The sequence below is a fragment of the Halomonas sp. Ps84H-12 genome (assembly GCF_024124725.1).
In the GTDB taxonomy this organism is placed as follows: Bacteria; Pseudomonadota; Gammaproteobacteria; order Pseudomonadales; family Halomonadaceae; genus Vreelandella; species Vreelandella aquamarina.
The window spans coordinates 19,830-42,904 of record NZ_JAMXSJ010000002.1 but is presented as its reverse complement, the minus strand read 5'-3'; the positions used below and the strand labels follow the sequence as shown (position 1 = coordinate 42,904).

Genomic DNA, 23,075 nt, shown 5'->3' with positions numbered 1-23,075 from the left:
TTATTGACTGACCAACTCGGCATCGGCACTGGCCCCTTGGGCTTCTTCCAGCGCCGAACGCTCATAGATGTCTCCCATCGCTACCACGATCTTGCGTGGCCCCTCGTAGGGATCCCGGGCATGGGCCGCTAACATGTTGTCGACCATCACCACATCGCCCCGGCGCCAGTCGAAACGCACCGCACAGGCTTCGTAGGCCTCGCCGACAACCTTCATCATCTCGTCGCTAATCACGGAGCCGTCGCCGAAATAGACATTACGCGGCAGGCGCTCCTGGCCAACCATGCCAAGCAGGTCTTCTTTCACATCAGGCTCAAGGCAACTAACGTGGTGGAGCTGCACCTGATTGAAGAACACCCGGCCACCGGTCACTGGATGAGTGACTACCGCAGGGCAGCGCGTGCGCGTCTGCAGCTCGTCATCACCTAACCACTGCCACTCGATTCCCGCTTCTTTGAGCCGCGCTTCAACCTCCTCCTTGCTATCCGTTTTGAAAAAGTCTCGCCAGCTCACGTCCAGGTTGCGGGTGAAGGTGCGCACATAAAGCAGCCCTTTACGCTCGAACTCCTCCACCACATCGGAGGGCAGTTGGCGTAGCATCTCCCGGCAGTCAACGATCGGGGTAGCGCCCCCCACGGGAGAAGGGAATTCGCAGAAGAACAGTTGCTTGCGCGGCCAGCGCTCCAAATGCGAACTTTCGTTGTGATAGAGAATCATCTGGCGCTCGGGATAGGGGGTTGAACGGTAGGTATTGCGCCCCCCTTCTTTCTTGGGCAAGTCACCATAATTGCCGTAAAGTCCCGGCTGGATAGCCTCGGCAAAGGCTTCAAATTCTTGCGGTGTGGTCAGACCAAAGTTACGGAACAAGATGCCTGCATGCGTGCGTAAGTGTTGCTCGATGAAGTCACGCTGGGAAGTTGCCCACGCCACCGCATCAAGGTCAGCGTCCGTCGCTTCGATCACGAGAGGAAAGACTCTTTTTTCGTCGAGCAATGCCGTTCGTATCGGTGAGTCACTGTTGGTCGAGGGGCGCGCACCTGGCTGGGATTTCAGGCTGCCAAGCTTGTTGAGTTTGGAACCTTTTGAAAGCTTGTTTTGCATAGCGTGTTTCTCCATTAGGGGTAAACGAAACTCCTCGACGGGCATGTTGGGAGCTTCCACGATCTGCGCTAGTAGCGACTGCCAGGCACCGGTTAAGTGCTCAATGGTTTCGCGTCGGTACAATGCGGTGGCGTAGACCCACTCGACTGATAGTCCGGTATCACTCTCATTGACGAATATCGCCATATCGAACTTCGACTCTTGCCGAGGCTGAGGCATTACCTCCACTTCCAAGCCCGGAATTGAGAACCGCTCGGTTGGCGTGTTTTGTAGTACGAAGAGGGTTTGTATCAGGGGGGAACGGTCGCGCTCACGACCAATCCCTGAAAGCTCGACAATTCTGTCGAAGGGAACATTTTGATGATCGAAGGCATCCAGCACGCTGGTCTGTACTTGCTCAAGCCAGTGGCCGAAATCAATCTGGCCATCAGACAAACGAGACCGCAGCGGGATTACATTGACAAAAAAGCCAATCAACGGCTCAACATCGGGATGGCTACGGCCAGCGACATCGGTTCCCACAATCAGGTCGTGTTGACGGGTCTGGCGATGCATCAACAGCTGGAAACTCGCCAATAGAAGCGTAAATAGCGTGGTGCCACGCTGTGTGGCAAGCTTGTTCAACGCTTGTGATAGGTCTGGACTCAATGTCATGCTCAGGGCACTACCGGCATGCGATACTTGGCCAGGCCTAGCGAAATCCCCCGGCAGTGTTGAGAGCGGAGGAGCATCACTTAGATAGCGGCGCCAGAAGGTTGCGCTTTGCTCGAAGGCCTCTCCCGACAGTGCTTTCTCATGCCAAGCGGCATAGTCCACGTACTGAATACCCACTTCGGGTAACCCAGATTCCTTCCCTTCCAGCAATTCCCCGTACAGAGAGGCAAATTCCCGGATGAATACGCTCGTGGACCAGCCGTCGAAGACGATGTGGTGAATCACCAGGATCAGGGCGTGCTCTTGTGCACCAAAACGCAGTAACCCCGCCTTAATTAAAGGCCCAGTGGCAAGATCTAACGGTGTGTTCGCATACTCGGTGAAAGTATCTTGCAGATATCGCTGTTGCTCCTGCTCTGCAAGATCGCTGCAGTCCAAAACAGGAAGTTCGATGTTGCGCTGATCCTCTACAACCGCGATGGGATCACCGCTCTCGCTTTCAGGGTAGTGGGTACGCAATGCTTCATGCCGCGCAACGATGGCATTAACGGTTCTTTCTAGAACCTCTATATTCAATTCCCCTTTCAGGGAAAATAGCGCAGGAAGGTTATAGGCGGCACGCTCACGGTCGCCCGCCTGACTCGCCAAACGATCAACTAACCAGAGCCGACGCTGGACAGGTGCTAAAGGTAGTTCCGCATGGCGGGAAATAGGTATCAGTGGATTCTGGGCACCTCCCTGATAGGAGGCCAAAGGAGTCGCCAACCGGCGCTCTACTTCATCAACCACGTCACCAAAGCGCGGCTTTTCCATGACGGCTCTAGTAGGAAAATCAATCGCCCAATGATCGCTAATACGCGAAGCCAACTGCACCGCCGCCAGAGAATTACCACCGCTGGCGAAGAAGTGGGCATCTCTTCCCAACGGCTTTTCCTTGCCGTCCCCCAGCACCTGGCACCAGAGCTTCGCCAACGCCTGCTCCGTTTCGCTCCCTGCTTCCGCAGTAGATTGCGATGACTTTCCACCACTAGCATCCCCATCGCTGCCGCCACTGACAAAATCCCCAAAGGCGTGAATGGCGTAGGCATCCAGGCTACCCGCTTCCCAGCCTTGGCGGCAGGCGCTGCGCTGTAGCTTGCCGCTGGAGGTTTTGGGCAGGCCGCCGGGGTTGAGGAGTAGCGCGACAGAAAGCGGCTCATGGCAGGCGGATCCTACCGCCTCACTGAGTGCCTCGATCAACTTCTCGGCGGGGACCAGCTTCTGAATACCCCGGGAGACTTCTGCCGCCACGCCGATGCCTTCAGCGCCTTCCGGGGTCGTCACGGCAAAGGCCGCCACGCGCCCTTTGCGCACGGCTTCCACTTCCGCCTCGATAGCGCTCTCGATATCCTGGGGATAGACGTTATGGCCGCGCAGAATGATGAGATCTTTGATACGCCCAGCGATATACAGCTGCCCTTCGTGCAGAAACCCCAGATCGCCGGTGCGCAGCCAGCGATCATCGCGAGCATCGTGGTTCTGGGCATCACTCCCATCGGTGCGCTGCCAACGGACCCCATCGCGGGTAACAAAGGCTTGCGCTGTTGCTTCTGGGTTCTGCCAATACCCGTGCGCCACGCTAGGCCCATTGACCCATATCTCGCCGACGTCGCCTTCGGTCAGCGAGTGCAGTCCCTCGGGATCGACGATATCGATGGTGTGCCCTGGCTCCGGTGTACCGCAGCCCACCAGGGTGTTGCCTTCCACCGCGGAAGCGGCCTTCCCCTCGGCCAGCGACTGCTGTGAAAAAGCCGTGCCCACGACGCCCGTTCCGCGCGAATTGCAGCTAACCAATAGCGTGGCTTCCGCCAATCCATAGCAGGGGGCGGCGGCATCAGCGGCAAAGCCCGCCGGGCGGAAGCGTTCGATAAATCCAGTGAGGGTATCGTGGCGCACCGGCTCGGCGCCTGAGAACGCGACCCGCCAGCTGGAGAGATCCAGTGCCTTGAGCTGATCGTCGCGGATGCGCTCGAGGCAAAGGCGATAGGCGAAATCGGGTCCCCCGCTGACCGTGCCCCGATGGCGGGAGATCGCCTCCAGCCAGCGTACCGGCCGCTGCAGGAAGAAGGAGGGACTCATCAAAACCACAGGGATACCGCGATAGAGGGGCTGCAGCAGGCCGCCGATCAGGCCCATATCATGGTACAACGGCAGCCAGCTCACGAAGACATCGTCGGCACCAATCGAAAAGCCCGTTTCGATAGCCCGCTCGTTGGCCATCAGATTGCCATGGCTGACCATCACTCCTTTGGGTGTGGCGGTGGAGCCTGAGGTGTACTGCAAAAAGGCGATGTCATCACGCTGGGGGTGGTGCTCAACCCAACACTCGGCGCGTCGCTCATCCAAGGCATCGACGGGGATCAGTTCAGCGCTACCGAAGTCCTTCCCCGCCGCAGCGACCAGCTCGATCACCGCCGAAGAAGTGAGCACACAGGCAGCCTGAGAATCGTCGGCGATGGCAAAAAGACGAGCCAAATGCTGCTGCTTGGCCGACTCCGGCGGGAAAACGGGTACCGCAATCACCCCGGCGTACAGACAGGCTAAGAACGCCACCACGTAGTGTTCGTCGTTATCCAGCAAGATCAGAGCGCGCTCACCCACCGGAAACCGCTGCTGGAGCTCGCTGGCCAGGGCACGTGAACGCCGCTCCAGCGTGGCGTAGTCGAGGATGGTCTCGCCTTGAGCATTGACGGTGACCAGCGCTCTGTCGCCGGGTCTTTCCTGGGACAGACGGCTCAAGTGCTCGACATAGCTTATAAAAACATCGTGATGGGCCGAATGGCTGTTCATTGCCTGAGCGTGCCTTGTAGTCATGGGTATACCTGCTGAAATTCCTGGCCGAGGGATGAGGCGTCAAAGTCAGTCGTTGGGGAGATTGCCGTGGCCTTCCGCCATGGCAACGACGACTTTGCGCGACCCTTTAAAAGGTGTGCGTGCGTGGGCGACCAGCATGTTGTCGAGCATCAGCACATCACCCGCCTGCCAGGGGAACATCACCGTTTCCTCGGCTAGCACGCCGCGAATCTCATCGAAAATGTCGTCGTCAATGGGGCTGCCATCGGCAAAGAAAACGTTGCGCGGCATGTCTTCGGGGTCGAGAAGCTCCTCCAAGGATTCGCGCACTTCAGGCTGCAGGTTGGAGACATGGAACAGGTGGCCCTGGTTGAACCAAACGTGCTCACCGGTGACCGGATGGGTCTCGATGCTTTGGCACAGCTGGGTAGTGCGCAGGTCGCCGTCGGGTTTCCACTCACAGCGAATCCCTGCGCGCTGGCAGAACGCCTCCACTTCGGCGCGGTCTTCGGTGTTAAACACCTGTTGCCAAGGCATATCGAAATCGCCGTAGTTGCGCACGTAGAGAATGCCGGGGGCAAAGCGCTCGCGAATCTCTGCGGGCATACGGCGGTAGATGGCGCGGCTATCGGCAATGGGGGTTTCACCGCCCTCGGGGGAAGCGGTGACGCAGTGGAACCAGATCTTCATCGGCCACTCGCGGGTGTAGGCCTGCTCATTGTGGAGGGGAATATGTTGATGAGCGGGATACTCGGTCGAGGTATAAATGCCTGACGAAACCGCTGAACGCGGTGTTGAGGCGAACTCATAGCTCAGCAACGGATGACCAAACGCAGCAGCAAACTGCTGAAAATCGTCCACGGAGGGAACATCGAAGCCTCTTAGCAGTACCCCACCGACTCTGGCCACCAGCGACTCAATATCAGCACGCAACTCGCCAAAGGCTTCCAGTAGTGGCTGCCCTGGGTAAGAGGGAGAAATCATAATGGGCAGCTCTGAATCAGCAGGCCCCTGACGTTGGGATATGACGTTGGTTGGTTGCGTTAGTGTTGCGCTTTGGCTGTCCATGATTGATCTCCTAAAAAGTCGTTGAGTAGCGTTGGCCCTGGTCGACATAGGCATAACAGGTACAGTCCGCGTCGAAATAACTCAGGGCAGCGGCGTAGCCGCTTGGCGCAGCCAGCGACCATGCTTGCAAAGAGGATGAAACGGGGATCGAGTGCTCAAGGTGATAGGTGCCTGATGGCCCAGGAGCGGGCATAACCGAGAGCGCCTGCAAATGCTCTGCAATGCCCAGGCCCAAGGCTTTGAGCACCGCTTCTTTAACCACCCAGCGCTCCATAAAGGGCAGCGAGGCGCTGCCAATGTGGTCGCGCCGCTCGCTCGGCGAGAGCACCAGCCCGTGCAGCGGCGCCAATTCCACCTCGGGTCGGCAGCGTTCGATATCGACCCCCACCGCTCCGCCGGGAGCCAGCGCGATCAGGGCGACACGGCCAGAGTGGGAGACATTGAAAGCAGGCCCCTCAGCGTTTTCCAGCTCGGGCTTGCCGTAAGCATTCTGTGTGAACACCAGCTTTTCTGGCGCTATACCGGTGTGCGCAGATAGCAGCCGCCGCAGAGCAGCGCGTGTTGCCATGGCCCGGACGGCATCGGCGCGATGGCGAAACCGCTGGGCGCGCTGCCACTCGGCTCGGCTTAGCAGCCGATCATCGTCGTCGGCTATTGGGGCGGTCAGATCGAGCGCCAAGTGCCACACCTCGAGCCCTTCGGGGGTTCCTTCAGCAAGCGGCAGGCGCTGCATGGGACACCTCCTCTAGCCGTCGTCCCAGCGCCCGTTCGATGGTCGCTAGCACCTGAGCCTGCTGCTGGCGAATGAAGAAGTGGCCTCCTTCGAACCAGCTCAACGAGAACGCTCCGCCCGCCATCTGCTGCCAAGCCTCCAGGCGTGTACTGTCGATATCGTCATCGCGCCCGGCCAGCACGTGCAGGGGGTGTGCCAGCGGCGCCCGACCGCGATAACGGAAACGACGGCAAAGACGATAGTCCGCTGCCAGCACGTCCAGCGTCAGGCGCAAGAGTTCAGGGCTTTCGAAGACTTCCTGTGGAGTGCCCCCCTGTTGGCGTAAATCCGCTATCAAGGCGCGGTCGTTATCCAGTCCCGCCAAGCGTTCCGGATCGCGCATCGAAGGCGCCGCGCTGCCCGAGACAAACAGCATGTGTGGTTGCGGGCGGCCCACATCGCGCAAGCGTGCCGCCATGCCATAGGCCAGCAACGCCCCCATGCTGTGGCCGAACAGGGCAAAATCACCGCGCATCCGCGTTGCCTGCTCTTCGCACAGTCGCACCACCAGGGTTTCGAAGTCATCGATCAGCGGCTCACCCAGGCGTTCGCCACGCCCGGGCAGCTCGACGGGATAGATCTCGATCCAGGCGGGTAAGTGGCGCTTCCAGCGTAGGTACATGGTGGCGCTAGCCCCAGCACAGGGTAGGCAGAGCAGCCTCAAGCGCTTAACCTGCATTCACCTGCTCCGCCTCGGCGCTCGCTTGCTCATCCATCCAATGGCGCAGCGACAGTGGTCGCATATCGGTCCATGTTTTCTCGACGTAGTCTAAGCACGTGGGCTTATCGCCAAGCACGCCGGTATCCGTCCAGCCAGCAGGAATCGCCTTCCATTCCGGCCAGAGGGAGTACTGCTCTTCATGGTTGACCAGTACGCGGAAGACAGCATCTTCACGATCAAAACAACTTGTCATGGGAACACCTCACCGGTTCATAAGGAACAAGAAACAAAACGATAGTGCTTCTCATTCCATAATGACGAGTGAGGGACGGGACAATTTAATGCGGGAAGGGGAGAAAGACGAAAAAATCGGGATGGGGCCGCGAGGACGTCGTCATCGCATGACGCGAGTCAAGCGATTGCTGACTCCTGGGCAGTCAGCAATCGCTGAAGACCTTTGAGTCCGCCTGGAAATCGACGGAGGCGATTAAAAACGGTGACTGGTCAGCTACGCTCATCACCGTTGGGGATCAGTCCCGTTAGCAGCCAGAGTCGTTCTGCCTCATGGAATACGTCCCGGTGCTGGGAGGAGGCCGCTAGCCACGCATGCAGCGCGGAGCGATCCGCATCGCTCAATCCCTCTTCATGCTCGCGCATCAGCCACTCCAGCGCGGCTTGCCAAACGGCATCGTCGCCGCTGTGATTATCCATCGTGACTGTGACACCTCGCCATTGCTAGTCATTGAACTAATGGAGTCGACCGGCGTACCGTACCGGCAGCAACACTGCCTCACAGTGTAACAAAGCAGCCGCAAGGAGGGGATGGAACCGGCCCTTCGCCATCGAGCAACGCTTAGCTCCGAACCGATTGGCGGCAATGTGTCAATGCATCACGAATCATGAAGTTTACAGAGGTGGGAGAGACGTCCAACAGCTGCGCTATCTCTCGCTGTGTATGGCTTCCCGAGCGGTAGAGTTCGAACGCGAGGCGCGTTCGCTTGGGCAACTCGTCCAGCGCACCGACCACCTGCGCCAAGGCCTGGCGGTCAATCGCCATCACTTCTGGGGAATCTGATGCATAAAAGGCGTTGTCGCCCTCCTCCTCTTTGGCGAACAGCATCGACTCGAAGGCCGAACGCCGGTAGCGATCGATGGCGAGGTTGCGCACGACGCGAGTGACATAGGAGATGGGCCGTTTTACTTCAAAGACGGTGGTCGCTTCTGAAATTTTCAGATAAGCATCCTGAACCACATCATCGGCTTGGTCGGCACTGCCCAAGACCTTCGCAGCGACACTACAGAGCACAGGCCGCTGATTGACGAAGATATCCTCTAACTCAGCGCTCCAGGTCTGGGTATTCACCGTTTGGCCTCCTGCCGTGTTCAATGTCTATATTGCAAACAATTATTGTTATCTTTTGAAAAAGGCAAGTCAATCGGCTCTGCAAAACGAGGTCGTTCTAACGATATACCGCATCGACAAAGCCACGGCCCCATCAGCACACCCTAAGGTCGACTCGATAACCCGCGACACTCACCTACACTCAACTAGACGCCTTTTGCGCCCACGAGAGACTCGATGATGACGACGACCGGCCTTCTCACCCGCACACTGCTGCTAGGTAGCCTGCTGGCTCCTGCCCTAGCCATTGCTGAAGAGAGCGAGAAGACGCCCCGCTGGAACGAAGCGCTGATCGAGGCGGCGCAGGCAGTGACGCTGGGGCCCCGCCCGCTCTTTCTGGTCAACGATATGAGTGCGGGCAATGCCCATGAGCAGGCACTCAAAGCGTCGCTACTGAGCTGTGCCGCCGAGCAAACCACCTGGCACCGCTCGCCGCTGTCGATAGGACATCGTGGCACACCGCTGCAGTTTCCCGAACACACGTTAGAGTCGTATATCGCAGGCGCTCAGGGCGGCGCCGGCATCTTGGAGTGCGACGTCGCCTTCACCGCCGACGAAGCGCTGGTCTGCCGCCACTCGCAGTGTGATCTCCACGCGACCACCAATATCGTCGAAACGGCGCTGGCCGAGCAGTGCAGCGTGCCGCCAGCGTTCGATGACGTCACTGGCGCCTTGACCAACGCGGCCGATATACGTTGCTGCACCAGTGACATAACGCTCGCGGATTTTCATACGCTGCAAGGCAAAATGGAGGGCGTGAATAGCGATGCCACGAGTATCGAGGAGTACGTGGCGGGCACTCCAGGGTGGCGCACGGACCTCTATGCATCCCGTGGTACCTTGATGAGCCATGCCGACAGTATTGCGCTCTTCCAGCAGCTGGGGGTCATGATGGCGCCGGAACTGAAATCCCCCGAGGTCGACATGCCGTTCACCGAGCATACCCCCGAGGGGTTCACGCAGCAGGCCTACGCACAAAAGATGATCGATGAGTACAAGGCGGGTCCCATTGAGCGTTCGGCTATTTTTTTCATTTTTTCATTAAAAATGAGAACCATTAGCACTAGAATGGCAGCATGATGATTGATGCATTCGCCACCAGGAGTCGTCCATGTTCGAGATCAAAGACGCCACGTTTGAAGTCAATGGCAAACCCATCCTCAACCCCATCGAGCACACGTTTCACGAAGGCAAAGTGTATGGCCTGATTGGCCATAATGGTTCCGGCAAGTCGACGCTCATCAAGCTGATGGCACAGCAGCAGCCGGTCGCTCGGGGCGCGATCCATTTCGATCAGCGCCCGCTGAGTGACTGGGGGCATCGTGAGTTTGCTCGCCAAGTGGCCTACCTTCCTCAACACCTGCCGAGCGCCGAGAGCTTGACCGGGCGTGAACTGGTCGGCTTTGGCCGCTATCCGTGGCACGGTCTCTTGGGGCGCCACACCCAGGCCGACGAAGAAGCCGTGGAACGCGCCATTGCGCTCACGCATACGGAAGCCTTCGCCGACCGACTGGTCGACACCCTCTCCGGCGGCGAACGCCAGCGGGTTTGGCTGGCGATGCTGCTTGCCCAGGGCAGCCGCTTCCTGCTGTTGGACGAGCCGTTGGCGGCGCTGGATATTGCCCATCAAATCGAAGTGCTGGCGCTGATTCGCAAGCTGTGCGACGAGCTCGATTTGGGCGTGGTGATCGTGCTGCACGATATCAACATGGCCTCCCGCTACTGCGATGAGCTGATGGCCCTGCACAGCGGCCGACTCCTGGCACACGGGTCTCCCCACGAGCTAATGCGCGACAGCACCCTGGAAGCCATTTACGGGTTGCCGATGCAAGTCATCCGACACCCCAATGGAGAGCACAATATCGCCGTTGCCCAGTAGCTGGCCGCTGAAAAGTGGCCACCCTGCGTCGGTGGCTGCTGTAGGCTCACGAGCTGATCTGCGCCACCGCATCTTCACTGGCCTGTGCCCGCTGCTCTCCCGTCAGCTCACTCAATTGCCCCTTAGACATCTCCAATAAGCGGTCCGCATGGACGAAGTAGCTGTCGTCGTGGCTAATGGCAAACACGGTTTTGCCCATCGCTTTCAAGTGAGGTAACAGTTCGCGGTAAAACAGCCGCCTGAACTGCGGGTCCTGGTCCGCCGCCCACTCATCCAGCAGCAAAATATCCCGCTCTTCGGCAATCGCCAGCAGCAGTGCCAAGCGCTTACGCTGCCCTTGCGAGAGCTGCGTATTCACCACCCGGTCATCTTGCCATTCAAGCTTTTGCTGCATCTGCAGCCGCTCGAGCCAGGTCGCGACCAGTACCGGGTCAGCCGCTTTGCCACCCGGCCCCATGGCTTGGTCGAACTGGTGAAAATCGGTAAAGACGCTGGCAAAGCGCGCCCGAAACGCAGCCCACTCTGGCGGGCTAAGCTCCTTTCCATCCACACTCATTTGGCCACTTTGCGGGCGGTACAACCCTGACAGCAGACGCGCCAGCGTCGATTTACCGCTGCCGTTACCGCCAATCAGAAACACCTGCTCGCCACGCGCCAGCGTGAGATTGAGCGGTCCCACCTGGAAGCCTTCGCCCCCGGAGGACGGCGTGTAGCGATACACCACGTTGGTGAGCGTTAAGCGCTGCCAACCTTGGAAACGATCCTCCACATCGAAGCCCGGCTGGTACTCCGCTAGCTCCAGGCTGGCCAATTTATCGAACGCCACTTGGGCGCTGATTAACGTGGGCCATGCGCCCACGGCCTGAATCAAGGGCGTGCGTAAAAACAGCAGGGTTAGAGCAAAGGTGGCTGCCACCGCAGGGCTTGCCCAGCCCAGCACGTTGGCCATGAAGAACACTACGCCAATGGCGCCCAGCATCATGATATTGGACCAGTTATTGGCGCTGAGGTGGTAGGTGTCTGCGCGAATAATATGGTGGCGATACGCTTTTGCGTTATCCGTGTAGGATTCATCAAAAAAGCGCCGCGCACGGTCACGGTTAAGCGCCAGCTCTTTGCGACCTTCGATCGCCGATTGATAATCCTTATACAGCCGATCCTCGCTTTCGCGCACCTGATGGAAGTGGCGATACACCTTCGATACCAGCACCCAGCCAACGCCCATGGTGAAGGCCATCCACAGCACGGTGATCACCACCATCTGCGGCGAGAGCCACGCAAGGTACGCCACCGAGGCCAGCGTGAGTACTACGCCCTGCACCAGCTCAGGTAAGCGCACAAAACCAATGGTAATATTGCGCACATCGCTGGAGAGACTTGCCAGCAGCGTCGCGTTACCAAGCTGCTCTAACCGTTCGATATCGGTATCCAGAATCCGCTTCACCAGCCGGGAGCGCAGATCAAAGACGAAGTAGTGGCCAAGCAAGGTGAGCGCTAGCTGCGTGCCCAGCGTGACCGCCAGCAGCAGCGCCAATAGCCCTAAAAATTGAGGCAATGCGGAGAGGGCGCTGCCCGCTTCGATCAGCCGCTGGTTGATGAACGCAATCACCCCCACCCCTAGCCCGGCACTCACCAGGCTCAGCGCTAGTGCGCCTAGAAACGGCCAGCGGTAGTGACGAAAAACCACCCGCAATAATTCCATGCTGCAACCCCTTTACACATAAGCGGCGAATTGTGACGCACTTCCCCGGCAAGTCAAACAAAGAGACTGATTTTCATTTACGCATCTTGGCCCGCGCGCCTTCCTTTACTCGCCGTTGCGGTGTTGATTAACTGCCAGAGCCAACAACAGAGAGGACATCATGGTGGATTACAAATTACTGCATGCACTGGCCACCGTGGTGGAGTGCGGCGGCTTCGAGCGAGCAGGCGACGTGATGGGCCTTTCGCAATCAGCCATCTCTCAACGGATAAAAGCGCTGGAAATTCGTTTGGGCCAGCCGGTGCTGGTGCGCCACCCCGCTCTCGCGCCCACGCCTGCCGGCCAGCGATTATTAGCTCATTACCAGCAGGTGCAGCTCTTGGAGCGCGATTTACACGATGCTCTTCCCTCTCTAGAAAAAGCCGCGCCAAGGCTACGCATTGCCCTGAATGCCGATAGCGTGGTGACCTGGTGGGCCGACGCCGTGGCGGATATCTGCCAAACGGAAGAGGTGCTGCTGGATTTGGTCATTGAAGACCAGGAGGTAGGCTTAAAGCGTCTACGCGATGGCGATGTTGCCGCCTGCCTATGCGCCACACCCAACCCAATTGCCGGTGCCCGCTGCCTACACGTGGGGGATATGTCTTATCAACCGCTGGCATCGCCCAGCTATGCCGCACGCTTTTTTCCGGAAGGCCCGAGCGCAGAGGCGTTTCAAAAAGCCCCCGCTATCGTCTTTGGCCCCCACGACCAGCTACAGCACCAGTTTTTGGCGCAGTGCGGCTACCAAGGGCACTTCCCCTACCACTTGTGCCCTTCGTCAGAGGGCTTCGTGCGCTTGGCCATGGCGGGCATTGGGTACGGCATGATTCCTCAGCGCCAAGCTGCTGAACAGTTGCAAGCAGGCCAATTGGTGAGTATCGCACCGGGGCAAGGATTAACCGTACCGCTCTACTGGCACTATTGGCGGCACAGCGGGCAGCTGATTCAGCGACTAACGGAAAGGCTGAGCCATCTCACGCTTTAGCATCATTCTTATCAAATAAGGGCAAAAGGAAGCTACACTAAAGTTGGCTTTTATGGTCAATACCAGCTAATTGATGCTGATTTACAGCAAATACCTAATACTGCCGTCAGCGTTCAGGGTTTCCTGAGCGGAGTAGAAAATCACACAAGCGAACGCTATGGGTGCCCACCGTTGGTTAAAACGCTTTCTGACCAGCCTACTGATCGGACTCTTGAGTTGGTGCTCACAGGTGAGTGCCACGGATACGCTGTCTATCTCACCTGAGCACGCTCATTACTCGCTCAACGAAGTGACACGCTACTGGCACATCGAAGCACCGCTGACGCTGCGCGATGTGCTCGAGCAGGCACCCGAGTTTCACCCCGTTGTTAGCGACTCAGCGCTACAATTTGGCTACACCCAAGGAGATACTTGGCTCACAGCTCGCCTGCACAATGCTTCACCGCGCCCGGCGACCTGGATGGTAAAATTCGAATACCCCTTTTTAGATCATGTGACGCTTTACACTCTGCGCGAGCAGTTTAGCGATGTTCAATACAGCGGTAGCGCCATTCCTATTGCAGAGCGTGCCCTGGCCCATCGCCAAGCGGTATTTCCTATTACGCTGGCGGGTGGAGAGACAGTAACGCTCTACAGCAATGTCATGGCGGCAGGCAGTAAAGTATTGAACTACAGCATCATGACGCCCGAAGCGTTTTATACCCAAAATGACCGCCATAACTTTTGGCTCGCCACCTACTTCGGCATGCTCATAGCTCTGGGCCTTTACAACTTTCTGCTCTTTTTTGGCCTGAAAGAGCGAGTATTTCTCTACTATTCGCTGTTCGCCTTTGGCTTTACGCTGGCCATTCTAACGTTTAACGGCATTGGCACGCTGATGTTCTGGAGCTTCTTGGGAGACCAGACCGCTCGGCTGGTGGCCATTGGTTTTACGTTTGCGTCGGCCATGGCCACCCTGTTTGCCCAAAGCTTTCTCAACACGTGGCGCTATAGCCCTCGCTGGCACCGACTCCTTTCTTGGTTTCGTGCTGCCTGCTGGCTGGCTCTTCTTGCCGCCTTTTTACTGCCGATCCAGCCCGCACTGCGCTTGATGGACGTTGTCGGCTTTAGTGCGTCGCTACTACTATTGGTCTGCGGGATTTACTGTAGCTGGCGGCGAGTACCCAGCGCCCGCTTATTTGTTGCCGCGTGGTCTATTTTTTTACTCGGTGCCGCTGTATTTGCGTTGCGCAACATGGGCGTTTTACCAGCTAATTTTATCACCCTCCACGGTATTCAAATCGGCTCTGCTATTGAGATGTTGCTGCTCTCCTTTGCCTTAGCGTCGCGCTTTAACAAATTAAAATGGAAAAAAGAGCACGCCCAGGCCAATACCGTTGCCATGCTGAAGAAACAGGAAGCGGCCCTAGAAGCTAGGGTCGCCGCTCGCACCCATGAATTAGAACAACTTGCCAATCACGACATGCTCACAGGACTCCTTAACCGGCATGGTTTAGTTCGTTATGCAGAGGCAGCGCTGGCGCAAAGAAGCCATCAGCATGCTCCCTTGGCACTCATTATGTGTGATTTAGACCGTTTTAAACCCATCAACGACCAATACGGGCATGAGGCGGGTGACTTCGTTCTTCAGCAGGTTGCCAAGCGGCTGGAGCACTTGGCGCGCGAGGAGGACCACTGCGCTCGTTTCGGTGGAGACGAGTTTATTTTGCTACTCGAGCATGTCCAGCAGCCAACCATGCTAGACGATATATGCAGCCGCATTGCCCAAGCCGTTAGCGCGCCGATTAAACTTCCTAACGGCGCGCTGGTACATGTAGGGGTCAGTATGGGCGTTAGTCTCAGTAGTGACGAAAACAGCACGCTCGCTCACTTACTAAGAGATGCCGACCAGCAGATGTACGCCGATAAATCACGCCAAACCAAACGCTTTTATGGCTATGGCTCAGCGTGACATGAGGAGCGTTGCAGGCGCGCTGTTAATCAAACAGGCTCATGCGCTTCATCACGTTATCGCGCTTAATTCGCCAATGAAACAGCGCGCCAGCCACATGCAGCGTAATCAGCACCACCAGCGCCCAACCTACACGCTCGTGCCACATAAACAGCGTTTCCGAGAGCGCCTCATGCTTACCTAGTAGCCCTGGCAAATGCCAGTGGAAAAACTCCACCGGAAAACCGCCTGTGGCGGTGGCTGCCCAGCCGAGGAGCGGCATAACGACCAGCCCCACATAGAGCAAATGGTGCACGCTGGTGCTCACAATGCGCTCAAAGGCATTCAGGGGCGGATCGTGATCCGGCACTACAAAGGCGATCCGGGTGATAATCCGCAACGTCATGAGCAGCAGTATTGTGACACCTAGCGTTTTATGGCTGGTATAGAGCAGATTCGTCAGCGTATTTCCAACCAGCGCCAACGTGCGTTCATACCCTAAAAAACCCAGCGTCAGGCCGCTCGCCAGCGAGAGCAGCGCCGCCAGTGCTACCAGCCAGTGCAGCACCCGATGCGGGTAGATATAGTGATCTAACTCGTGCATTCAAAACTCCCTGCCCAGTAGCGTCGTCACCGTTAGCTTAGTTCAGCGGCGTCACGATAGAAAAATGATTGTTAGGTAATGACATACCTTATAAGCGATCCATGCCTATTAGTGATAGATAAAACCAGCTCACCCATGATGGCGTTTCGGTGAGCTGGTTTAAACATAGCTAGTTTAAACATAGCTGGTTTAGGGCACTTACGCGCGGCGCTCCCTATCTCCTCATCACCTCCCCCGACCCAAGTAGCGCGGTTTGGCGACGCCCTCTAACGCTTCAAGTGGAATGGTGAGCGTGGGCTGACCAACGGCATAAGGGGCTATCTCATAAACGTTGTAGGTAACTTCCCAACTATTTTCCAGCGGGGCAATATTGTGGCTCTGGCTAAGCGGCCAGTTGGCAGTAAACTGATCATCGAAGCCCACCTCACCTATCCAGCGCTGATGTGCCTGTACCAGCAGTGCATCGAATGCTGCCTCCTGGCCGTCTAGCAGCATCTCATCCGCTTCAACTACGCGCCGCTCCCGCTCGTCAATGACCATGTATTCGGTCAACGGAAGCCCATGCGCTTGGCCGGCATGATACACATAGCTATTGAGTTCGATGACCAACAGGTCGTGATGACGTGCGTACACCGTGGCTTCCAATAGCGCTTCGCTGGTCATGTCGCCAGGCGCGGCTTGGTTGTCCTCTTCAGCTAGGCTCAGGAAGCGCTCAGCGTACGCGTCCCAGCTCTCGGCAGGGGCAGCCGTCTCGTCGCTGATCGCCATACCTAGGGTGAGCAAGCGGGCTTGTAGCGCTTCGCTTAACGCCAGTGATTGAGGAAACTCTAGTGCTGAGATAGTCACCGTCGAACACTGCTCCCCTTGGCATCCCGGGGCCACGTACTGTTTTTCCACAGCCAGCGAGGCCAGTGCAAACGGCTCTGAGGGCGATGTATCAGCGGCCAAACAGCCGCCCAAGAGAAGCGCTCCGGCGAGCGATAGACCCACTCCTAGTGTTTTGAACGTGCGTAGCATCTTAACCTCCTTGTGAATCACTCACCCTATGAGGCGGGCTGATCATCGTAGAACGGCAACGCCCCTGCAGAGCGGCAGGGGCGTTGTTGAAAACGAACCGATACTTCGCGGTCGCGTTTAGGTGTCCGGCTGCATTTCGGTGGGTTCTGCGCTCACCGCTAGTTCGAACATACCGCTGCCGCTGGCGCTAAAACCGCGTGCGCTCACGGTATAGGTGCCGGGCAGTAGCGCCTGCTCTAAACGGGCGTTGGTACCACCGCCGCTGTCGTCGTCAGTATAGGACACGCCTTCGCCGTACAGTTCAAGATACGTATCGAAGTCGTTAGAGCTCATGCTCAGCGTGACGAGCGAGCTTTCCTCTATCGTGAGCTGATAGGTCAGAGCCTCGCCGCTGTACCAGCCGTTGAGCGTTTCATCGGGAGTGAGCGCACCTTCGTTGCGTAACTCGACATCGTTCGGCAGATCACGCGGCTCGATGGCGAGGGTGAACAGCCCGCTGTCGGTGCCATAGGCGGTACGGGCCGTGAGTTGGTAAGTACCCGGCGCGAGAAAATCGGCAATGCGCGCATTCAACTCACCCGCACTGTCATCATCTTCACGGTAATAACCGTTAGGGCCCTCGAGTACCAAGTAAGCGTCCACATCGCTGGAGCTCATATCGATTTGGTACATGCCCGCTTGGTCGATCTCTAAGTCATACGTGACGTCTTGCCCGCTGTACCAGCCGCTCAGCGTCTCGTTGGGGGTGACGGTGCCATCGTTACGCAGCTCGCCATTCCCCGGCAGCTCATGGGGCTCGGCCGTCAGGGTGAACAGGCCACTGCCATCACCAAAGGCAGAGCGGGCAGTCAACGTGTACTCACCGGGGGCAAGAAAATCGGCAATGCGAGCATTCAACTCACCCGCGCTGTCGTCATCTTCGCGGTAGTAATCGTTCGGGCCTTCCAATTCTAGGTACGCATCGAACTCATCGGCACGCATTTCGATCTGGTACATGCCTGCTTCTTCGATGGTTAGCGTGATCTCACGTTCGGTGGTATCGAGCCAGCTATCGATGGGCGTACCCACCGTCATGGTATCGGCATCGCTCAGCTCAATAGTGCGGCTGTTGACGTTGAAAGGCCCATAGCTATGGGCATCAACACCGCTGATCACCACAATGTAATCGCCCCTCTTCAATACGGTGGCGTACCGTTTCAGCGTTGGCCAATAGCTGGAGCTGGTCGTCATACAGCGCGACCGTACCTTTCAGTGCACCGCTTAAAGCGATTTCCACCAATGTCTCTTCTTCAAGTGAAATAGCGTAGCGAGTGAAGCGACTGCCATCCTTACCGTTAAGCTCGCTGGCAGAAGTGATTTCACCCCGCGCACGCTCGCCCAAGGTCAGATAATCCAGGCCTTGTAGCGCAGCAGGCGTAGTGTCCTGCTCAGCGGTAGTTTCTGCTACAGGCTCTTCCATAGCGGCCGCTTGGTTGGGTAACGCTTGCGCGGCAAAGTAGCCAACGGCAACGCCGCCCACCGCCACAATCAAAAGAGTAAGAGAGGAAGACTTAGCCATGGGTGCATCCTTGTTCATTGGCGAGATAGTGGTCAGCAGTAGAGCGCAGTGATGTCGTACATGAATTATATGGCGCTAAACGAGTTAAAGTGAGCGTTTAATGAAAAATATTGCACCGCACAAATATCATCATTAACTGGCTTCATGGGAACGGCATAACTCACTGAAACGCAAGGGCATACCGGCATGTGATAAAAAGTGAAATTATGCGGCCAATTGCGCCGATCTTCTTAAAGCTTGCCGACCCCTGCATAGCAAGCTACTATCCATACGCCTATCGGCACCTCGTCGACGAATGCGGAGTCCGCTTTACGAACCACTGAGGTACTCCTATGGGAGCCCATAAACACCGACTACGAACGACCTGCTTGGCAGTCGCACTGCTTTTTTTGACGGCCAATCAAGCAGTTGCTCATCAAACCAATGCGCAAACTGAGTTACAAGAAGGGGTGGCTTCTTTCTATAGCGACCGCTTCCAAGGGGCCACCACCGCCAGTGGCGAGCCCTTCGATCAACAAGCGCTGACTGCAGCGCACCCGAGTCTGCCCTTCGGTACCAAGGTGCTGGTCACCCGCCCCGATACCGGACAAGAAGTCGAAGTCATGATCAATGATCGTGGCCCGTTCGTAAAAGGACGCGTGATCGACCTTTCTAAACGGGCAGCGCGAGCCCTCGGGATGATTCGCCGAGGCACGGCACCTGTAATGATCACCCTGGTAGATTAACGGATAACACATCCGCAAGCGTGTGATACCCCTTAAGCGATCAGCGTTGCAGCAAATGCTGAGTAAAGCGGCCCCACCCAGGGCCGCTTTTTTATATGCTCGTGTTAAGTCCGCGAACTTGCATGCGTGCTAATGGTCTCTACCCTGCTAGGAGCGTAACTTACCATCTTGATGCAGGAGGCAGCGATGCTATCTCGTTTTTATACCCTCACCGACCACCCCACCGGCCTACCTAAGCGCGAGCTATTTTCCTTAGAGAGCCAAGAGCTTCCCGACCTAGATGAAGGCGAAGTACGCATTCGCAATCACTGGCTCTCGGTAGACCCCTACATGCGTGGCCGGATGAGCGGCGTGCACACCTACGTAGCGCCCTTTCAGCTTGGAAAGCCAATGGAGGGCGGCGCGATTGGCGAAGTCATCGCCTCTAACCACCCCAACTTGAAAGTGGGCGATAAAGTGAGCCACATGGGCGGCTGGCGCGATATCGCACAGCTGCCGGGAGATAGTGTCACCGCTCTTCCAGATCACAACGTGCCAGACCAAGCCTACCTAGGCGTTCTGGGCATGCCCGGCATGACCGCCTGGACAGGCCTTAACCTAATAGCCGAGTGCAAACCGGGCGATAACGTTTTGGTGAGTGCCGCCAGCGGCGCGGTGGGGTCTCTGGTGGTGCAGCTGGCAAAAGCAAAAGGCTGCCATGTCGTGGGTATCGCAGGTGCTGCGCATAAGCTTGCTTGGCTGGAGTCGCTAGGCGTTGAACCGGTCAGCTACCGTGACCGCAGCGCGCAAGAGTTAAGCGATGCCATTAAACTCGCCAGCCCCAACGGCATCGACGTCTATTTTGAGAACGTAGGCGGTATCTGTTTGGAAGCGGCACTCAGCCAACTTAACGAAGGCGCACGCATTGCCGTCTGCGGGATGATTGATGGCTACAATGCGGAAACCCCAGCCCCAGGGCCAAGTAACCTGTCGCAGTTGGTGGCACGTAAAGCCAAAATGCAGGGCTTTATTGTCGCCGACCACTGGGCCAGCTATGGCTACTTCTTAAATGAAGTCGCTCCTCAGGTGGCTGATGGCAAGCTGGACTATAAAGAGACGATCAAAGAAGGACTTGAAAGCACGCCAGACGCCTTTTTAGCGCTGTTTGAAGGCGGCAATACCGGCAAAATGCTGGTGAAGCTATCTGATTAAGCACCAGGCTGCTGTTAACGAGGTTACGCTAGGTTAAATCTGACACCTTTCCCAGCTTATCTATCTGAGCCGCGCTATGGTGAATAGCGCGGCTTTTTTGTCGATAGAAATAATTAGCCAGCAAAGTGTTAGACCAAAAGCGAATTGATTATTAAAATCACAGCTAATCAATGTGTGTTTTAACCCATCGGCGCTGCCGATGGGTTAGGGCACGTTGTGGAGCCGCTGCTTTGATGTTTATCAAAGCAGCATCAACTTGTTGTCAACAGGGGTTTACCTCATGGATGAACACACGCGTGATCGTGGCAAATGGCCAGCCTTGCTGCTGGGTTTGCTGCTAGCGATAGCTGGCGTAGCACTTGCCGTAGGTGGCGGCCAACTGCTTATGCTGGGCGGTAGTGCTTACTACTTAATTGCTGGGGTCGCCGTGGTGGTGGCTGGGCTGCTGCTGGCCTTGCGCAAAGGCGCAGCACTTTGGCTATACGCCCTCATTTTGTTCGCCACCCTGGTGTGGGCGCTTTGGGAAGTAGGCCTAGACTGGTGGCAACTGGTACCTAGGGTCGCCATTCCCTGCCTAATCGGCATCATCATGCTGCTGCCGTGGTGGCGCAAACCACTCAACTCGCGCGGTGGCAGTCTCGCCCTTATGGCCAGCATTGGCGCCGCTATCATCGTCGCCATCGCCAGCCAGTTTAGCTACCCAGGCACCATCGAGGGCACCATCGAGTCCGCCAATAACACCGAGGCGGTCAACTCGGCCCAGGTCGCAGGCGACGACTGGCCTGCCTACGGTGGTACCAATGCTGGCACCCACTACTCGTCACTCGACCAAATCACGCCCGAGAACGTTGGCGAACTGGAAGAGGTATGGCGCATTCAAACCGGCGATGAGCCCGGCCCCAATGCGCCGCCGGAAATCACCAACCAGAATACGCCGCTGAAGGTGAACGACAGTCTGTACATCTGCACGTCGCATAGCCGTGCCATGGCGCTGTCACCGGAAACCGGCGAAACCCTTTGGGAGTTTGATCCCAATATCAGCACCATGGGCGCAGACGATTTCTCCGGTTGGGCCCACATGACCTGCCGCGGCCTCGCCTACTATGATGCTGCTAACTACGATTCTTCTAACGACGAAGCCTCGAACGACGACGCTGAAAATACAGACAGCAGCGCTAACGATGGCACGACGCCTGCGGAAAACGGCGCGGCCGCCGCTCGCGTGCTGTTTGATGACGGCAGCCAGTTCGACCTGGACCTGGCCTTCCTGCTCTTCATCAGCGGCCTAGGCGATAACCCAGCGTCTGAGGACGGCGGTGAAGCGGCCATGCTCAGCGCCACGGACGTAATGTGCCCGCGCAGGCTCTATTTGCCGACGGCCGATGCCCGTCTGATTGCGCTGAATGCCGATACCGGCGAGCGCTGCGAAAGCTTTGGCAACAACGGCGAAGTGGATCTCACCAATAACATTGGCGAGTTCTCCCCCGGCGGCTACTACTCCACCTCCCCGGCCACGGTGACGGAAGATTTGGTCATTTTGGGCGGTCACGTCACCGACAACAGCTCCATCGACGAGCCGTCCGGCGTGATTCGCGCTTTCGACGTGCACACAGGCGAGCTGGTGTGGAACTGGGACAGTGGCAACCCAGACGACACCGCCCCACTCGAAGAGGGTGAAACCTATACCCGCAACTCTCCCAACGTGTGGGCCCCCATCAGCGTCGATGAAGAATTAGGGCTGGTGTATCTGCCCATGGGCAACGCCACCCCGGACCAGTACGGTGCCGATCGCTCTGAAAACGATGAAACGTATAGCGCAGGACTCGTAGCGCTGAACCTGAACGACGGCCAAGTGGCCTGGGTCTACCAATTCGTTCACCACGACCTGTGGGATATGGATACCCCGGCTCAGCCGGTTCTGATCGACCTAGCAACGGCTAACGGCACCCAGCCCGCCGTGATTCAGCCCACCAAGCAGGGCAGCCTTTACGTGCTCAACCGGGAAACCGGCGCGCCCATCGTGCCAATCGAAGAAGTGCCTGCCCCGCAGGGAGCCATCGAGGGTGACTGGACCGCAGAAACGCAGCCACGTTCGGCGCTGAACTTGCTGCCACCACCGCTCACCGAGCGAGATATGTGGGGCGCGTCACCGTTCGATCAGATGATGTGTCGCATCCAGTTCCGCTCGCTGCGCTACGAAGGCCAGTACACGCCGCCCTCCTTGGAAGGCAGCATCGTCTACCCGGGTAATGTGGGGGTAATGAACTGGGGTGGCGTTGCGGTCGACCCTGAACGCCAGGCGCTATTTACCGGTGCGAAGTACCTCGCGTTTGTTTCTACGCTGGTGCCCCGTGACCAAGTGCAAGAGGGCCAAGGCTCCGCCAGTGAACAAGGCCTACAGCCTAACGAAGGCGCACCCTATGCGGTAGAACTAGGCCCGCTGCTTTCCGTGCTGGGCTTACCCTGCCAAGCGCCCTCCTGGGGCGATGTGGCAGGTATCGACCTGCAAGCGTCGGAAGTGGTGTGGAAACATCGCAACGGTACCACCCGCGACAGCATGCCCTTTGGCCTGCCGATTGGGTTGAACGTGGGCGTGCCCGCGCTGGGCGGCCCGCTGACCACCGCTGGCGGCGTCTCTTTCTTGAGCGGCACGCTGGACCAGTACTTACGCGGCTACGACATCACCACGGGTGAAGAGCTGTACAAAGCTCGCTTACCCGCCGGTGGTCAGGCCACGCCGATGACCTATACCGGCGCCGATGGCCGCCAGTACGTGGTGGTGACAGCCGGTGGTCACGGTACCTTTGGCACTAAGATGGGTGACTACGTGATTGGCTACGCGTTACCGGAGTAACCGCTAGCTCTACGGAGTCAGCTAGTGCTGGTGGGAGGGAGCTTCAGCTCGCGACTGGTGGCTTAGCCAAGGCGCCTGACGGCGCCATTCGCCCGCTA

At 57.6% G+C, this 23,075-nt stretch carries 19 protein-coding genes; 7 read left to right on the top strand and 12 right to left on the bottom strand.

Translation table 11 applies throughout. The annotated features are described in order from the left end of the window. From NH344_RS01345 to NH344_RS01315, 7 genes are all read right to left on the bottom strand, one after another. Complete coding sequence (locus NH344_RS01345) at positions 1-4,608, bottom strand: condensation domain-containing protein (protein ID WP_228168705.1); 4,608 nt, start codon at positions 4,606-4,608, stop codon at positions 1-3. A 45-nt stretch (positions 4,609-4,653) separates the two neighbouring features. Next, positions 4,654-5,655 carry a TauD/TfdA family dioxygenase gene (locus NH344_RS01340; protein WP_054641600.1) on the bottom strand — a complete coding sequence of 334 codons (1,002 nt, stop codon included), beginning with the start codon at positions 5,653-5,655 and terminating at the stop codon, positions 4,654-4,656. Positions 5,656-5,665: 10 nt separating this feature from the next. Continuing rightward, positions 5,666-6,388 carry a 4'-phosphopantetheinyl transferase superfamily protein gene (locus tag NH344_RS01335; RefSeq protein ID WP_054641601.1) on the bottom strand — a complete coding sequence of 241 codons (723 nt, stop codon included), beginning with the start codon at positions 6,386-6,388 and terminating at the stop codon, positions 5,666-5,668. Continuing rightward, complete coding sequence (locus tag NH344_RS01330; RefSeq protein ID WP_058578666.1) at positions 6,366-7,106, bottom strand: alpha/beta fold hydrolase; 741 nt, start codon at positions 7,104-7,106, stop codon at positions 6,366-6,368. Before NH344_RS01330 ends, NH344_RS01335 begins: the two co-directional genes overlap by 23 nt. Continuing rightward, positions 7,096-7,341: an MbtH family NRPS accessory protein gene (locus NH344_RS01325; RefSeq protein WP_058578667.1), complete on the bottom strand. Its 246-nt coding sequence runs from the start codon at positions 7,339-7,341 to the stop codon at positions 7,096-7,098. Before NH344_RS01325 ends, NH344_RS01330 begins: the two co-directional genes overlap by 11 nt. Positions 7,342-7,592: 251 nt before the next feature. Beyond that, positions 7,593-7,799, bottom strand: coding sequence for a DUF4880 domain-containing protein (locus tag NH344_RS01320; RefSeq protein ID WP_054641602.1), 207 nt, complete (start codon positions 7,797-7,799; stop codon positions 7,593-7,595). A 142-nt stretch (positions 7,800-7,941) separates the two neighbouring features. Further along, positions 7,942-8,451 (bottom strand): RNA polymerase factor sigma-70, encoded by a 510-nt coding sequence (locus tag NH344_RS01315; RefSeq protein ID WP_054641603.1) that lies wholly within the window; start codon positions 8,449-8,451, stop codon positions 7,942-7,944. Between the two features lie 216 nt (positions 8,452-8,667). On the opposite strand from NH344_RS01315, the gene NH344_RS01310 reads away from it, so the two are divergent. After that, on the top strand, positions 8,668-9,570 hold the full coding sequence (locus tag NH344_RS01310; protein ID WP_232059492.1) for a glycerophosphodiester phosphodiesterase family protein: 903 nt from the start codon (positions 8,668-8,670) through the stop codon (positions 9,568-9,570). A gap of 31 nt (positions 9,571-9,601) precedes the next feature. Then, the gene (locus tag NH344_RS01305; protein WP_062372434.1) at positions 9,602-10,369 is read left to right on the top strand and encodes an ATP-binding cassette domain-containing protein; all 768 of its coding nucleotides are present in this window, start codon (positions 9,602-9,604) and stop codon (positions 10,367-10,369) included. 46 nt (positions 10,370-10,415) lie between these two features. Here NH344_RS01305 and NH344_RS01300 read toward each other — a convergent pair whose 3' ends face one another. After that, entirely contained in the window at positions 10,416-12,071 is a 1,656-nt protein-coding gene (locus NH344_RS01300) for a multidrug ABC transporter permease/ATP-binding protein (protein ID WP_044628959.1), read from the bottom strand. Positions 12,072-12,231: 160 nt separating this feature from the next. On the opposite strand from NH344_RS01300, the gene NH344_RS01295 reads away from it, so the two are divergent. Next, positions 12,232-13,098 (top strand): LysR family transcriptional regulator ArgP, encoded by an 867-nt coding sequence (locus NH344_RS01295; protein ID WP_253027427.1) that lies wholly within the window; start codon positions 12,232-12,234, stop codon positions 13,096-13,098. 157 nt (positions 13,099-13,255) lie between these two features. Beyond that, a complete protein-coding gene (locus tag NH344_RS01290) occupies positions 13,256-15,049 on the top strand; it encodes a diguanylate cyclase (protein WP_253027425.1) in 1,794 nt (597 codons plus the stop codon). A gap of 25 nt (positions 15,050-15,074) precedes the next feature. On the opposite strand, the gene NH344_RS01285 is transcribed toward NH344_RS01290, so the two are convergent. From NH344_RS01285 to NH344_RS01270, 4 genes are all read right to left on the bottom strand, one after another. Then, complete coding sequence (locus NH344_RS01285; RefSeq protein WP_228219774.1) at positions 15,075-15,632, bottom strand: cytochrome b; 558 nt, start codon at positions 15,630-15,632, stop codon at positions 15,075-15,077. Positions 15,633-15,857: 225 nt separating this feature from the next. Further along, the gene (locus tag NH344_RS01280; RefSeq protein ID WP_253027423.1) at positions 15,858-16,649 is read right to left on the bottom strand and encodes an RsiV family protein; all 792 of its coding nucleotides are present in this window, start codon (positions 16,647-16,649) and stop codon (positions 15,858-15,860) included. A 117-nt stretch (positions 16,650-16,766) separates the two neighbouring features. Beyond that, complete coding sequence (locus NH344_RS01275; protein ID WP_253027421.1) at positions 16,767-17,879, bottom strand: hypothetical protein; 1,113 nt, start codon at positions 17,877-17,879, stop codon at positions 16,767-16,769. Beyond that, positions 17,788-18,207, bottom strand: a complete 420-nt coding sequence (locus tag NH344_RS01270) for a hypothetical protein (protein ID WP_253027419.1) — start codon at positions 18,205-18,207, stop codon at positions 17,788-17,790. The genes NH344_RS01275 and NH344_RS01270 overlap by 92 nt, the downstream gene beginning before the upstream one ends. 332 nt (positions 18,208-18,539) lie before the next feature. On the opposite strand from NH344_RS01270, the gene NH344_RS01265 reads away from it, so the two are divergent. From NH344_RS01265 to NH344_RS01255, 3 genes are all read left to right on the top strand, one after another. Continuing rightward, positions 18,540-18,932 carry a septal ring lytic transglycosylase RlpA family protein gene (locus tag NH344_RS01265; RefSeq protein ID WP_044629795.1) on the top strand — a complete coding sequence of 131 codons (393 nt, stop codon included), beginning with the start codon at positions 18,540-18,542 and terminating at the stop codon, positions 18,930-18,932. A gap of 186 nt (positions 18,933-19,118) precedes the next feature. Then, complete coding sequence (locus NH344_RS01260) at positions 19,119-20,123, top strand: NADP-dependent oxidoreductase (RefSeq protein WP_062361357.1); 1,005 nt, start codon at positions 19,119-19,121, stop codon at positions 20,121-20,123. Between the two features lie 280 nt (positions 20,124-20,403). Further along, positions 20,404-22,977: a glucose/quinate/shikimate family membrane-bound PQQ-dependent dehydrogenase gene (locus tag NH344_RS01255; protein WP_253027417.1), complete on the top strand. Its 2,574-nt coding sequence runs from the start codon at positions 20,404-20,406 to the stop codon at positions 22,975-22,977. Positions 22,978-23,075 lie beyond the last annotated feature (98 nt).